Here is a 13,948-nt window from a genome sequence, read left to right as displayed (position 1 = left end):
TCCTACTTTATCAAACGATCAAGAATAAAAGGTTTATCATCTTCACTTTTAGCAACAGATGTTCCCTGCGTAGGTTTTTCCACACTTGTAGGAGGCATCTCCAATGATCCTTTACGCCCACACCCAACGACACCAAAGCCCCCAAAAAGGACAACCATCAACCCCTTTATTATAACTTTCATTAGTCCTCTTTCCTCATCTTGCTTTCTTTTTTACTTTTAAAATACAATTATTCAAGCGCTCACGAAACGCTTTTTCCAATATGCAATTTGCCGAAGAACCTCTGAAGGTGCTGTTCCCCCAAAGCTTTTACGACTTTCAACAGATTTTTCAACGGTCAAAACATCAAAAAGTGTCGCATTGATATCAGGACAAATTGCTTGAAGTTCATCTAATGATAAATCATGAAGGCGACACTGTTTTCTTTCTGCCAATGCCACAGCACGCCCTGTTATGTAATGTGCTTCACGAAAAGGAATCCCTAATTCACGGACAAGCCAATCAGCAAAATCCGTAGCTGTTGCATACCCTAAATCCGCTGCTTGTTTCATGGCTTTTTTATTCACTTTCAAATCAGCAATCATCCCTGTCATTGCTGCGAGTGATAATTTCAAACTCAAAGCCCCATCAAATACATATTCTTTATCTTCTTGCATATCCTTTGAATAAGCAAGCGGTAATCCTTTCATCACCGTTAACAATCCCATAAGCGCACCATTCAATCGACCTGCTTTCGCTCGTACTAACTCTGCCGCATCCGGATTTCTCTTTTGTGGCATAATAGACGAACCCGTTGAAAAGGCATCTGACAAATGAATAAAACAAAACTGTTCACTTGACCAAAGAATTATTTCTTCCGCCAAACGCGAAAGATGCACCGCACAAAGAGCACCAGCGCTTAAAAACTCCAACGCAAAATCACGATCAGAAACACTATCAATTGAATTGCGTGTAGGTTCCCGAAAGCCTAGTGCTTGTGCTGTCATAAAGCGATCAATCGGAAAACTTGTTCCTGCCAAAGCAGCAGCCCCTAAAGGCGATTCATTCATTCGCTCAAGAGCATCACGCATTCGCGATAAATCTCGACCGAACATTTCAACATAAGCCATCATATAATGGCCCAATGTTACAGGTTGGGCTAATTGTAAATGCGTAAAGCCCGGCATAAAGGTATCAACATGTTGTTCTGCGCGAATAAGTAATTGCTCTATCAATCCTTTTAAAGCTTGTGCTATCTTTTGCGTTGCTTCACGTACCCACAAGCGAAAATCAACAGCAACTTGATCATTGCGTGAACGCGCCGTATGCAAACGCCCTGCTACAGAACCTATCAATTCACTCAACCGCGCTTCAATATTCATATGAATATCTTCAAGCTTTCGTGAAAAAACAAATTTACCGTCTTCAATTTCTTGGCGAATAAGTTTCAAACCATGAACAATTTTTTCATAATCTGATTGTGAAATGATTTTCGTTTGCGCTAACATAGCCGCATGAGAAAGAGAACCTTCAATATCTTGTCGATAAAGTTTTTGATCAAAATCAATAGAGGCATTAATTTCTTCCATAATTGCAGCAGGACCTGCCGTAAACCGACCACCCCATATTTGGTTCTTTAACTTCTCATCTGTCATATTCTGAAAACACCCATCCAAAGGACAAAATTATGATTTTTCAAATTTTCATCAGCGAAAAAAACAATAAAAAAAGGCAACTCTCCCTTGCATTCTTTATCATTGCATTGAGTTTATACGCAACCATAAACTACGATACCAAAAGAGAGTTTTTTCTTTTCAATTTCATTTCAGCAGCACAAGCACAAGAAATAAACACTGATAAAGCACGAGCAGAAAAAATGATGGCGATACGAAAAGCAGCAAAAGGCTTTTTTAGCCACATACGATTTGCTGATACACCCTCGGATATGAATAAACTCTCTTTCAAGGATATTCTAGGAAAAGAGCGTACACTCAGCGAATTTACCGGAAAACCAGTGCTGGTCAATCTATGGGCTATTTGGTGTGCACCTTGCCGCACAGAAATGCCCGAACTTGCGCAATTAAAACGTGAATTAGGTGGAGAAAACTTTGATGTCATAGCGATTAATATCGATAAAACTGCTTCTCCTGAAAAAATTCAGCAATTTTTACGAGATATTCATTCAGATAATTTGCTTTACTATCGCGATGAAACAATGGATATTTTCAATAATGTTAGAAAACAGGGGCTTGCTTTAGGACTCCCCATTACATTGCTCATTGATAAAGAGGGATATCTCATTGCTTCCTTCAATGGTGCAGCTCCATGGGCCAATGACGATGCCAAAACACTTATAAAAGCAGTGATTAAAGAAGCCCTATAACTTTAATAACCGCGTCTTTTTAAACGTTGTATAACAAGATCCAGTGCTGACAAAAAAGCAGAACGGTCTTTACGAGAAAAAGGACGGGGACCACCTATTATACTGCTCTGTCCACGCAAATCTTCCATCAAATTGCGCATCGCCAAAGCCTGACCAATTGAATTTACATCAAAAATACGCCCCGTTGGCGAAAGACAAAACCCCCCAGCTTGCACAACCCTTGCTGCTAAAGGAATATCACTGGTAATAACGATACTCGCCTCATGCACATGTTCTACGATCCAATCATCAGCACCATTGAATTCACCAGCAACGACTACTCTCTCAATGAGCGCTTCATCTGGAAGGAACAAAGAACGATTTGCCACAACAAATGTCTTAAGCTGATAACGATTCATCACACGATAAACTTCATCTTTTACGGGACAAGCATCCGCATCAACCAACAAAGTAATGGCAAGTTTTATTCCTCTATCTATCTTTTGATTTTCGTACGATCTACTGTTTTTTTCATTCATCGAAGAGAGCGCCAATAGTTACGATAAAACATTATTGCGGCGTTTATTTCACCTCCCAAAATAAAAATTGCGCTTAAGATGTAAAGAAAAATAATGGCAACCATAATAGATGCTAACCCCGCATAGGTTGAAATATAATCAAACATCGTCAAATATTGTGCAAAAGCAAGAGAAGCCATAAACCATACAAACATTGTCACCACGATTCCTGGTAAAATATCTATAAATTTCCGCTGTCCTGCTGGAAGCCATTTATGAACAATCAAAAGACTGATAAACAAAATAACGACTGCAACTATATAACGCCATAAACGAATAACACCAATGTATTCAGTCATAAAAAAAGAATGATTTTGCATAATTTTGGTCAGCAAAGGCGCCAGAATCAATAAAAAGCTAATCACAACAAGACCAAAAGCTCCAAGGATTACAAAAAACAGACTTTGAAAACGACAAAACAACAAACTCCGTCGATCAGTAACACGGTAAGCTTTATTTAAAGCCGTACGCAAAGCCTCTATCCCATTAGAAGCAAAATAAGCCGCTCCAATGACAGAAAGCGTCAACACACCTCCTCGATGAATGGTTAAAACATTGACAATTTCCTGAGATAAAGGCTCTGCAATAACATCAGGCAATAACTGCACCAGTGCTTTAATTTTTTGCGGTGTATAGGTAAAAGCACCTAGAAAACGAGCAAAAGATGTTCCAAAAATAAAAAAAGGGAAAAATGCTAAAAGCCCCGATAGCGCAACATGGCTTGCAAAAGCACTCCCATTATCACGCCAATAATGACTTACTGCGTCACCAAAAATACGATAGCTATACCAAAAGATATTTTTTAACAAAATTCAATACTTTCTGGTAAAACTCTTCCTCAGTCTATTTCAAGTTTTATAAAAATCATCAAAACTCTGCAAATAAACATTTTGCAATGTTGCAATATAAAGGTCAATAATCAATACGGTCAAGCCCGACTTTATACCAAAACAAAAACAATAACCCACTCTATGAAGTTCTACAACGACTTCATTTTTTTGTTACTTCTACAGATCAGTAACCTCTTCTGTACATCACATGCCCTATAGAGAACTAAGCAAGATGATCGTGCACACATAAAACCTTTTGAAGTCATGGTTATCTGTATCGAAGCAATCGCCACTCTTTTTTATTGCAATCTATGACTGAATAAAGAAAAAACTTCTTATCGATTTCTAGAAAAAACCAACGAAATTCAACAACCCCCCTTGCTTTTATTCACCCTTTTTTAGAAACACTCTGACGTCCAAAATCAGGAGCATCAATTTCCTGTCCGGCATCAATAATATTGCGACGTACAGCACGCGTACGCGTAAAAAAATTAAACAGTGTTTCACCATCCCCTAAACGAATTGCCTGTTCTAAAAAAGCAAGCCCTTCACTAAAACGACCCAACATTTCTAAAATAGCATCTTTATTATGCAAACAAATATCCCGCCACATAACGGGATCAGAAGAGGCCAAACGCGTAAAATCACGAAAACCAGAAGCAGAATAAGCAATCACTTCTGAATTTGTTACTTTTTCTAAATCACTCGCTGTCCCAACAGTATTATACGCAATTAAATGTGGTAAATGCGAAACAATAGCCAAAACAAGATCATGATGCTTAGGCTCCATCTTTTTGACACGCGCACCACAAGCTTCCCAAAACGCTGTTAATTGTGCGACAGCAGCAACATCGCTATCTGCAAAAGGCGTTAAAATACACCAGCGATTGATAAACAAATCAGCAAAACCAGCGTCTGGACCTGAATATTCCGTTCCAGCAATAGGATGCCCTGGAATAAAATGAACCGTTTTGGGCAATAAAGGTGCCATTTCTGTAATAACCAATTCTTTTGTAGAACCAACATCACTTACAATCGCCCCAAGTTTTAAATGATCACGAATGGTTTTTGCCACTTCTGCACTAGCCCCAACAGGAACAGAAAGAATAACCAAGTCTGCTCCTTCAACAGCTTTTGCATTATCTGTCGTATAAAAGTCCCCAAGCTCCAATTCACGCGCTCTTTTCAGGGTTTCTGTACGACGTGTTGCAATAGAAATCTGAGCTGCAAGATTTTTCTTTTTAATCACTCTTGCTAAAGAAGACCCAATCAGACCGATCCCAATGAGTGCTATTTTTTCAAACTGAATATGGAGCATCTTTCACCTTCAAAGATTCTTTGCAAATGGCAATAAAGACAATCGTAAAATCACAATTTTCTTGTTTGTTTGTTCACGAGTTATGCGTAAAATATTAAAAAATGACAACTAGGAAATAAAGAATAACGCAATTTACCAATTATCATCTGCACAAGCTGACAACAGATCACTTTACCTAGAAAACACATAAAAAATAAATGACGAGAAATCTAACATCACGCTCTAAAGCTCCCTCTTAATTACTGATCAAAGCGCATCACCGAAACAAAATAAAATGCACTCTCAATTAGGATAACAACGACTCTACATAAAATCCCATCAGTTTACTTTATCTTACTAATTTACTCACAAAAAAACACATCAAAAGCGTAAGCAGACACTAACTCTTCTCCAATTATCCCGATACGTTCATTAATTTGTACATTAGACCTATATAAAAACGTATTACGCCTCCACCTACAACATCAACATAAGTTTCGCGAATATTGAAAACACCGTAAAACAACGCATACCAACAGATACCATTAAAAACATTTTCCTCTCCCGATTCCGGATACCATAAATCAAATAAATATGAGAAAAACACGCCCTCTCAATAAAGAAAAAGTTTGATAACAAAAACACCGAATATCCCTTTAATGGAATCACACCCCTCACGTAAAATAGAACGCCCTCAACAGAATAAATTTGGATTACAAATTCATGGGTTTGTTTTAAAAGGCATCTCGCTCCCTAGCCTATCTCACGACAGTGTTCATAAATGTTATAACTATAATCTATTAAGCACGACCCTCTTCACACTTAATAAAACACTATCATTATATTTTCCTACCCCCAATGTTGCAAAAAACCTTGGAATTTGAGAGCATTCATAAGAGGCATTTTTAGTGCTTTTTTGTACAGTTTTTATCCACACGCCCCCCACTTATGACGTGCAAAAGACATTGTTCTGATTGATTCAATATGAAAAATAATAAATTATTAATAATAAACAATGGCTAGTTCTGTTTATGAGACACATTCATTGCTAAGATTATCATCTCTGTATCAAACATAAAAGTTTCCCCATAGGTGCTGTCGTTTTCATCATAATCTATTTTGACTTTCTCCTCATCCCAAGAAAATTCTTAATTCATACCAATCTGCAAACAATTCATTTTCTTGTCTAAAAGATTCCTCTAGCTCACTATTTTATGTGATTCAATTAATCTATAATACATTGATTTATAAATATAATTATTGTTTTCAGTTTAAATCATAACTTCGAATACTGTAAAATTCTTCCATCACAAACCCTCTTATCAATTAAAATCTCTTGTCTACACGTCACAAGAAGACATGTGAGCAAAATGATGAAAAACGCTCTCTAATGCTAAAAACTGTAGCAACATTAGAGGCTAGCAAAGTATATAATGAGTGTCGACTTGCACTTTTATTAAGCGTAAAGATAAAGTTGCTCTATGGGTTTTATATTCTTCACAAGGAACTTTACTTCTACACCATTCATAAACACCGACGCGAAATAGATATGACGCGCATTGAAAAATATTTCTAAGAAAGCGTATGAATCTACCATACAAATGTCTTCTTTTGTTTGAGATACTCTGTTTTACATGGGGGTGTTACTCCATTAAGACTCTATGAACCAACCTAATATTCACCAAATACCCACACAAAAAACACCGAATGCGTAAAATTTCACCTGAGCCTTATATTACTAACCTAAAGAACAGTGTTTTGCGGCACAATAAGATAATAAAACTGTATCAAGATTGTCTTTTGAAGGAAAGTTTTTATCAAACTTTAAAGCTCTTAAAACGCCTCCTCAAAAATAGCGTTCCTTTAACCTCTACCTGATAACGCAAAAGCTGTAATTGCTGAAAATGCTTCTGTATTGTATTTAAAATAAAAAATCATAATATTTTTAAAACACTAAGCAGCCATCTGGCGTCGTGCAATAATTGTAAGCCCTAACAAAACTTGACGAATGATAGCTTCAGCCAAAAGCGTATTTTTACGGCTGTCTAAAACAGCACTCTGAATTCTTTCCATCGCATAAGAAATTTGCTCTAACTTCCAATATTTTAAAGCTTGTTCAACGATCTTTTTCCGTTGAAAAAAAATAGGAGGACGTGCTTGAGAAACCACCGTAAAAGGCGATTTTCCTTCAATCTCTACCTGATAACGCAAGAGCTGTAATTGCTGAAAATGCCTCTGTGCTGTACTTAAAATAAAAAAAAGCGTCCCATGCAATGCTGCATGTCGGTTAAAATGCGCTTCAAAGCCAGATATATCGCCCAATAAAAGAGCATCAATGACTTCATCTTGAGAAAGAACACTTACATCACTTACAACAGCTTTCACATCTTCAAGAGTAATATGAACATTTTCAGCGTAAAGACAAAGCTTCTCTAATTCACCGCGAGACACAAGACGATCCGCCCCTAAACTTTCATGCAACCATCTACGTGCATCCAAAGAAAGAGTCTTCTTAAACTGTCCTAAAACCTCATCAATTAAACCGTCAAGAGAACGCATATCATCAGCAAAACAAGGCAAAGCCATTGCTTTTGACGCTGTTTCAACAACATTGCGCAACCCTGTTCCTTTTTTTAAATCTCCTGCCTCAATGAGAATAAAACAAGCTTCTGGTGGCTTCTCAATTAAAAGCTTTAAAGCAGCAAGAAAACCTTTTTGGTTAGCCGCATTAGAGATCCATATCAAACGATCTCCCCCAAAAAGCGATAACGTACGCGCTTCATTTTCCAAACGTGCAGGATCTTTATCAATTTCACCAGCATCCAAACGAACTGTTGAAAATGGATCTTCTATTGCCACCCGTGTAAGCTTAGCAAAATGTTGTGCACGCTCACAAATCAGTCCACGATCCGTCCCATAAATGAGAACAATAGGAAAAGCACGTGAAAAACGCGTTAGAAATTGATCAACTTCATGTGCTTTTTTCTGAGCCACATTATTAACCTATTAACAGTTCATCATCATCAAGAACTTCCCCGCGAACTTTCTGAAACATACCAATTAAATCATTGACATCCAAGCCCTTACGCTCTTCATAACTCACATCCAAAATCACTTTTCCACCATGCAACATCAATGTGCGATCACCAAAATCAAGAGCCTGACGCATAGAATGAGTCACCATGATAGTCGTTAATTTTTTCTCTTCAACGATTTTTTCAGTCAATCGCATCACAAAATCAGCCATTCCAGGATCAAGTGCTGAGGTATGTTCATCAAGCAATAAAACATCCGCATGTGCTAATGTTGCCATCACAAGACAAACTGCTTGGCGTTGCCCACCTGATAAACTATCCATAGGATTATGAATATATGCTTCAAGACCAATGCCTAATTGAGCAATTTTTTCTCGAAAAAGTTGCCGTTTTTCATGGTTTAAAGCTGAACGCAAACCACGACGACTTCCTCGAAGAGCAGCAAGAGCCAAATTTTCTTCAATTGTTAAAGAACCACAACTTCCCTCTAAGGAATCTTGAAAAACACAAGCAATCTTTCCCGCACGTTCACTGACTGATTGCCTAGAAACATTTTGTCCATTAATAACGACTCTTCCTGTCGAGGGAAGCGTTGCACCTGCCAAAACACTAAGCAAAGTGGATTTACCAGCACCATTTGAACCAATAACCGTAACAAAACTACCCTGCTCAATTTTGAGGTTAATATCAATTAAAGCCTGTTTTTCCAAAGGCGTTTGCGGTTTAAATGTGACCCCAACATGAAACAACTCAATCACGTTTACGCCTCCTCCAATAACGTGGCACAATAAGAGTTAAAACAACCAACAGCGAAGTAATCAACTGAAGATCTGTCGATGTATCAATACCAATGCCATTTGCTTCAAATGCAAATTGCACCGCTACACGATAAAGCACAGACCCCACAATACAGCTGATTATAATCCACAAAATATTGCGCGTGCGAAAGAGAGTCTCACCGATAATCACGGCAGCCAACCCAAAAACAATAGTTCCAATTCCACCGGTAATATCAGTTGCGATGGCAGTTTGAATATAAAGAGAACCACCAAGAGCAACACACGCATTAGAAAGCCCCATACCAAAATAAATCAATGCTGATGTATGAACACCTTGCGCCGTCGCCATGCGTGGATTAGCGCCCATTGCACGCATAGCAAGACCAATTTCACTTTCCAAAAAGCGCCAAATCAAAAACGCCATAACTAGCAACACAATACCAACGAAAAGAGGACGCACAAAAATATCGGACAAACCAAACAGATTATAAAAGGGCGTTAACGCCGTATCAGCAAGGGCTAAATTAACATTAGACCCTCCCATAATTCCCATAATACGAAGATTAACCGTATAAAGTGCCGACATTGTTAAAATGGAAGCCAAAAGATTTAAAATGCCAAAACGCAAATTTAACATAGCTGTTAATAAACCAGCCGCCATACCTGCACAAAAAGCGCATGCCATAGCTGCCCATGCGTTAAAACCTAAAAGAATCAAGACGCCACAGACACAGGAACCAAGAAGAAACGAACCATCAACCGTTAAATCAGGAAAATCTAAAACCCGAAATGAAAGATAAACCCCTATAGCAACAAACGCATAAATAAGGCCTAATTCCACAGCGCCAGAAAACGCAAATATATTCATGTAAAGACAATCCCCATGAAAACTTAACGTATTTTTATTGTATCAACACTCTATCAATAAAAGTTATTGAATCACTTTTGTTGCACGATCAATAACTGCCTGCGGAATAACAATCCCTGCTTTTTTAGCTGCTTTCAAATCAATTCGAATGTCATTATTAGCCGCCTGCACAACATCAATATCACCAGGCTTTTCACCCTTTAGAATACGTACAACCAATTTCCCAGCATCAACCCCTACATCATAGAAATTCACACCTTGCGTCATAAAAGGCCCGCGCCCGATAGTATTAGCATCAACAGTAAATACAGGCATATTGGCTTCCTCTGAGACCTTTATTGCACCTTCTAAAACAGATAAAATCGTATTATCAGCAGGAACAAAAATAATATCGACCTTACCGATTAAAGCGCGTGTTGCTGCCTGAACATCTGAAGGTTTTGGTGCCGATGAAGGAATGATTTCAATTCCTGCTTTTTTTGCTACATCCTTTAATACCTTAAGTGTCGAAACAGAATTTGCCTCAGAAGCATTATAAAGGTAACCAATTTTTTTCAAATCTGGTTTTACTTCTTGTAAAAGTCTAACACTTTCTGCAACATCTATACGATCCGAACTCCCTGTCATATTACCGCCAGGTTTGGTAAGCGAAGAAACGATTTTAGCTCCGATAGGATCAGAAATTGCTGCAAAGACGATAGGAATTGTTTTTGTTGCCGCAAGCATCGTTTGTGCTGAAGGCGTGGTAATTGCGACAATAACATCGGGTTTATCACCAACAAATTTACGTGCAATTTGCGTTGCTGTTGAAATATTACCCTGCGCTGATAAAAAGGTAAGGTGAAAATTTTCACCTTGCTTATAACCATTTGCTGCAAGCACATCTTCCACACCTTTACGAACAGCATCCGCAGCAGGATGGACCATAATTTGCGTTATTGCAACTTTAACGTGTTTAACTTGGTCATCGGCCTTTGCAACACTGTTCATCATAAAAACAGTTGCAATGATAATCCCTAATATATTTATTCTCTTCAACATTATACTCCACCCCTCTCCATGCAAAAATTAAAAAAGGAATAATTTATTACTGAAGAATTTTCTAAAATCAATCTTTATTTCATTTTATTTAAACATGGACAAAATAAATCAAACTAAAATGATATTTTTTTGTTGCAATTCGTAGAAGCCTACGCCATACAGACAAGACATATATCGAATCGGTAAGCGGGTGTAGCTCAGGGGTAGAGCACAACCTTGCCAAGGTTGGGGTCGTGGGTTCGAATCCCATCGCCCGCTCCATTGAATTTTGTATTTATTCGTTCTTGTGTGGAGTTATAGCTTGTCATCGGTTGTTGTAGCTGTATGTAGCTTGCCAGCAGGTTTTGTATATTTTTCCATTCGGTTTTGTATCAATTTATTTTTTTCAAAGTTTTTCTAAGCTTCGTAATTTCTTATGAAACATCTATTGGATTGGGGGCTTAGATTTAAGATAATAATTTTGAACTTAGACGGATTTTTTACAGCCACCATATAAAAGATTAATTAAAAATGATGAGCAATGATAAGAAAAACAAATGTTAAACAAATCAAAAATTGACTTATCATTAGAGAATAATTTTTGTTCAAAAGTATGTTTTTTACCAAAATTGTGCCCTAAAATAAAGATTGTTGATTTTCCAAATGGCGTGTCTTCTATTAATTCAACATTTGCTTCAGATACATTCAATATTATCTCTGCTAAAAATTTACAAAAAACTATACCTGTAGAGCAGGCAAAGTCTATTATCGATTCCTTTAATGCGCAGAAACTACCTTTAGCTTGGTGGGTTGACCTCATTCGTCTCATTATAAAGTTGATGAAGTTCTCTTATCTATTGGCTTAGAGCATGTTGAAACAGAGGTAGGAATGGCAGCTTTAGCGCAAGATATAGACTCACATGTTACTTCTATGCCGGATAACTTCAAAATCAAAGAAGTTGAATCCCTTCAAGATTTTAGAGATTACGGAAATGTTATGGCATCAGTATTCGAGCCTTTTGATGAAGAAGCGGTTATATTTTATGAAGCAATAGGCCATTATTATAAAAAAGACTCTGATGTAGAGATGTTCGTTGGTTATATAAATAATAATCCTGTAGCAATATGTTTTTGTATTAAAGCAGATGGGATTGGTGGAGTGTATGATATTGTCTCCAAGCCGGATTTTAAGAAAAGAGGTGTTGGGACATTCATGACAAAAATTGCTATTGAGCATTTAAAAAGAAGGAGATGTCATGTAATTGGTATGCAAGCCTCTCACGAGGGAATTAGCATTTATAAAAAATTTGGTTTTACAAACTTTGGTAAATTTAAAATTTATTCCAATAAACACGTAGTGGTTTAGCTATGAACTCTTTTTTTGCTCATCAATTAAAAAATTTATTATTTTCAACAAAACTCAAATATGATCAAGCAATCGATATAACCAAGGAAGCTTGACCAATCCCCTTTAATACTGATAGTGAAAAGCTAAAATCAGTTATTACAAACATAATTGTTTCAAATGACGCACTCAAATTTTCTTATTTTTTTAATTTGTCTTAAAAAGATATCTATCACAAATCTAAGTTGAACAAATGTAATTTTTTATATGATCGATAATCTACTGTATGTTACTGATAATTATGAAGAACTCGAAAGAAAACATTTAAAACGACAGTTGCATCATAGTTTGTTAGATGGTTAGTCTGTTAGTTAATTAATAGAAAAAATTTTTGCTTTATACAATAACCAAAGGAGCTTAAAAAAACTTTTAAAGGTCCTTTATATGTATTGTTTCTTTTTCTATATTACAGTTGATGATGAAAAATCTCTCACGCTAATTGTAATTATTTTCAAACGAAATAAACTGTTTTCACCTATTATTTAGAGTAAATTAAATTTTTGGGATTTCTGGCACATCATTTGAAAGATAAAGGAAATTTTCCCTTGTACTTGTGCAAACAGCGTAGACATTATTTGATAATCCTCTTTCTTGAACAAATTCTTATCCAGAATAATCTTCAATACAAAAATAAATTAATAACTTGGTTTATAAAGATAATTTACCATTATTCATATTGAGCAAGCGTCTCAAATATCATAGGATTATCTCATTTCAAATCTCTATACATTAAAATCACTCACAATCATCTGCTCACACATAACAGGAAAAATTGAGGCATCAATAAAATTCACTTGAAGAAAGGAATAAAAACTCTTCTTCTGAACGCTCTGAAATACCAAAGACTATCGCAAAATTGGGAGCCCAAATAGTATAGGAGGTACCCCTTTCACCTTGAAAATGTAAAAATGGGAAGCATAATAGCTTTATACACTTCATAGAGGCTTTAGACCATTCACGAACGTTATTATAAAATGGATGTGACACACTTTGAGAGAAATCTCTTTAAAATAGACATGTGAATTAACAATATAAATGCATCCTATTTTACATGAGAAGCATAACTTCAAATCAAGATAAGGTAACATAAAGTATTGAAATCGTCATAGTGCACAACAAAATTAGACCATTTTAAATGTTTAATGGTAACATCTGCTAAACAACAGAATAAAAATTCAATTTTGAAAAGATTAAACCACACGCTACAGGTCTATTGAAACTCCGATTGTGCAATCGACTACCTTCTTGCTAAAATTTAATCACTATAAATATAAAAACCTTAAAGTCCGCTCTAAATTCGTAAAAATTTCTAGATCTTGCTGTATAAATGTTGAAACTCCTCATGGCTACTCATCTGAAACGCCAATAATTCCATAAAGCAGCTCCATAAAAAAGGATAATGACGTTGTAATATCCGAAAAAAATTTACCATATCACCTGAAAGATCATTGATAATTCCATCAGGAAGTATCAATTTCTATTTAGAAAACCCTATCCGTGCCGACAAAAACTATGTAAATGTTAGATATATAATAATTTTGATGACGATTTTGACTCATCCTGTTTTGCCACCAATATAAGAAACAGCAAATATAGTGGATCCGCCAGCTTTAATATCGCCTTGTAAAAGGTCTTTCCCTCTACACTTTTTGCTATCAAATCCTGATTTTCAATTCCTTGCTCTCTTTTTTATACTCAAAATTGCCTCTGAAACAGGATAGATTAATCGTAAAAAATATATAAAAGAAGCAAATTATAACATTTTTTCTTATCCTTCTTAATACAAAATAACTGT

General features: G+C 36.4%; 12 protein-coding genes and 1 tRNA gene. 4 read left to right on the top strand and 9 right to left on the bottom strand.

Annotated elements, in window-relative coordinates:
• Positions 1-2: 2 nt before the first annotated feature.
• Together ACFINA_RS00955 and argH are read right to left on the bottom strand one after the other, a co-directional pair.
• A complete protein-coding gene (locus tag ACFINA_RS00955; protein ID WP_375606046.1) occupies positions 3-182 on the bottom strand; it encodes an LPS translocon maturation chaperone LptM in 180 nt (59 codons plus the stop codon).
• Positions 183-233: 51 nt separating this feature from the next.
• Positions 234-1,634 (bottom strand): argininosuccinate lyase, encoded by a 1,401-nt coding sequence (gene argH, locus ACFINA_RS00950; protein ID WP_375614931.1) that lies wholly within the window; start codon positions 1,632-1,634, stop codon positions 234-236.
• Between the two features lie 32 nt (positions 1,635-1,666).
• Between argH and ACFINA_RS00945 the strand changes: the two genes are divergently transcribed.
• Positions 1,667-2,362, top strand: a complete 696-nt coding sequence (locus tag ACFINA_RS00945) for a TlpA disulfide reductase family protein (RefSeq protein ID WP_375614930.1) — start codon at positions 1,667-1,669, stop codon at positions 2,360-2,362.
• Positions 2,363-2,364: 2 nt separating this feature from the next.
• Here ACFINA_RS00945 and ACFINA_RS00940 read toward each other — a convergent pair whose 3' ends face one another.
• The 7 genes from ACFINA_RS00940 to ACFINA_RS00910 all read right to left on the bottom strand — a co-directional run bounded on the left by ACFINA_RS00940 (position 2,365) and on the right by ACFINA_RS00910 (position 10,769).
• Positions 2,365-2,880, bottom strand: coding sequence for a YaiI/YqxD family protein (locus ACFINA_RS00940; RefSeq protein ID WP_375614929.1), 516 nt, complete (start codon positions 2,878-2,880; stop codon positions 2,365-2,367).
• Complete coding sequence (locus ACFINA_RS00935; RefSeq protein ID WP_375614928.1) at positions 2,877-3,728, bottom strand: YihY/virulence factor BrkB family protein; 852 nt, start codon at positions 3,726-3,728, stop codon at positions 2,877-2,879. The genes ACFINA_RS00940 and ACFINA_RS00935 overlap by 4 nt, the downstream gene beginning before the upstream one ends.
• Positions 3,729-4,137: 409 nt before the next feature.
• Positions 4,138-5,067 carry a prephenate/arogenate dehydrogenase family protein gene (locus ACFINA_RS00930; protein WP_375606051.1) on the bottom strand — a complete coding sequence of 310 codons (930 nt, stop codon included), beginning with the start codon at positions 5,065-5,067 and terminating at the stop codon, positions 4,138-4,140.
• Between the two features lie 1,932 nt (positions 5,068-6,999).
• Entirely contained in the window at positions 7,000-8,040 is a 1,041-nt protein-coding gene (holA, locus tag ACFINA_RS00925; RefSeq protein ID WP_375606052.1) for a DNA polymerase III subunit delta, read from the bottom strand.
• Between the two features lie 4 nt (positions 8,041-8,044).
• Complete coding sequence (locus ACFINA_RS00920; protein ID WP_375606053.1) at positions 8,045-8,839, bottom strand: ABC transporter ATP-binding protein; 795 nt, start codon at positions 8,837-8,839, stop codon at positions 8,045-8,047.
• Positions 8,832-9,728 (bottom strand): ABC transporter permease, encoded by an 897-nt coding sequence (locus ACFINA_RS00915; protein ID WP_375614356.1) that lies wholly within the window; start codon positions 9,726-9,728, stop codon positions 8,832-8,834. Before ACFINA_RS00915 ends, ACFINA_RS00920 begins: the two co-directional genes overlap by 8 nt.
• Before the next feature lie 63 nt (positions 9,729-9,791).
• Positions 9,792-10,769, bottom strand: coding sequence for an ABC transporter substrate-binding protein (locus ACFINA_RS00910; RefSeq protein ID WP_375609962.1), 978 nt, complete (start codon positions 10,767-10,769; stop codon positions 9,792-9,794).
• Between the two features lie 186 nt (positions 10,770-10,955).
• Between ACFINA_RS00910 and ACFINA_RS00905 the strand changes: the two genes are divergently transcribed.
• From ACFINA_RS00905 to ACFINA_RS00895, 3 genes are all read left to right on the top strand, one after another.
• A tRNA-Gly gene (locus ACFINA_RS00905) sits at positions 10,956-11,030 on the top strand.
• A gap of 275 nt (positions 11,031-11,305) precedes the next feature.
• Complete coding sequence (locus tag ACFINA_RS00900) at positions 11,306-11,614, top strand: hypothetical protein (protein WP_375606056.1); 309 nt, start codon at positions 11,306-11,308, stop codon at positions 11,612-11,614.
• 23 nt (positions 11,615-11,637) lie between these two features.
• Positions 11,638-12,114, top strand: coding sequence for a GNAT family N-acetyltransferase (locus tag ACFINA_RS00895; protein WP_375614927.1), 477 nt, complete (start codon positions 11,638-11,640; stop codon positions 12,112-12,114).
• The last annotated feature ends 1,834 nt before the right edge of the window (positions 12,115-13,948 follow it).

Origin of the sequence: Bartonella sp. AC10YNML (assembly GCF_042196825.1) — a bacterium.
Lineage (GTDB): Bacteria > Pseudomonadota > Alphaproteobacteria > Rhizobiales > Rhizobiaceae > Bartonella.
The sequence above is the reverse complement of the archived record's forward strand: the minus strand, read 5'-3'. Positions and strand labels throughout refer to the sequence as shown.

What these genes read in the sequence shown, in the direction of transcription:
- ACFINA_RS00940 (WP_375614929.1), bottom strand. Translation starts at nt 2,880, where the DNA reads ATGAATGAAAAAAACAGTAGATCGTACGAAAATCAAAAGATAGATAGA.
- ACFINA_RS00915 (WP_375614356.1), bottom strand. Translation starts at nt 9,728, where the DNA reads ATGAATATATTTGCGTTTTCTGGCGCTGTGGAATTAGGCCTTATTTAT.
- ACFINA_RS00930 (WP_375606051.1), bottom strand. Translation starts at nt 5,067, where the DNA reads ATGCTCCATATTCAGTTTGAAAAAATAGCACTCATTGGGATCGGTCTG.
- ACFINA_RS00900 (WP_375606056.1), top strand. Translation starts at nt 11,306, where the DNA reads ATGTTAAACAAATCAAAAATTGACTTATCATTAGAGAATAATTTTTGT.
- ACFINA_RS00955 (WP_375606046.1), bottom strand. Translation starts at nt 182, where the DNA reads ATGAAAGTTATAATAAAGGGGTTGATGGTTGTCCTTTTTGGGGGCTTT.
- ACFINA_RS00895 (WP_375614927.1), top strand. Translation starts at nt 11,638, where the DNA reads ATGGCAGCTTTAGCGCAAGATATAGACTCACATGTTACTTCTATGCCG.
- argH (WP_375614931.1), bottom strand. Translation starts at nt 1,634, where the DNA reads ATGACAGATGAGAAGTTAAAGAACCAAATATGGGGTGGTCGGTTTACG.
- ACFINA_RS00945 (WP_375614930.1), top strand. Translation starts at nt 1,667, where the DNA reads ATGATTTTTCAAATTTTCATCAGCGAAAAAAACAATAAAAAAAGGCAA.
- ACFINA_RS00910 (WP_375609962.1), bottom strand. Translation starts at nt 10,769, where the DNA reads ATGTTGAAGAGAATAAATATATTAGGGATTATCATTGCAACTGTTTTT.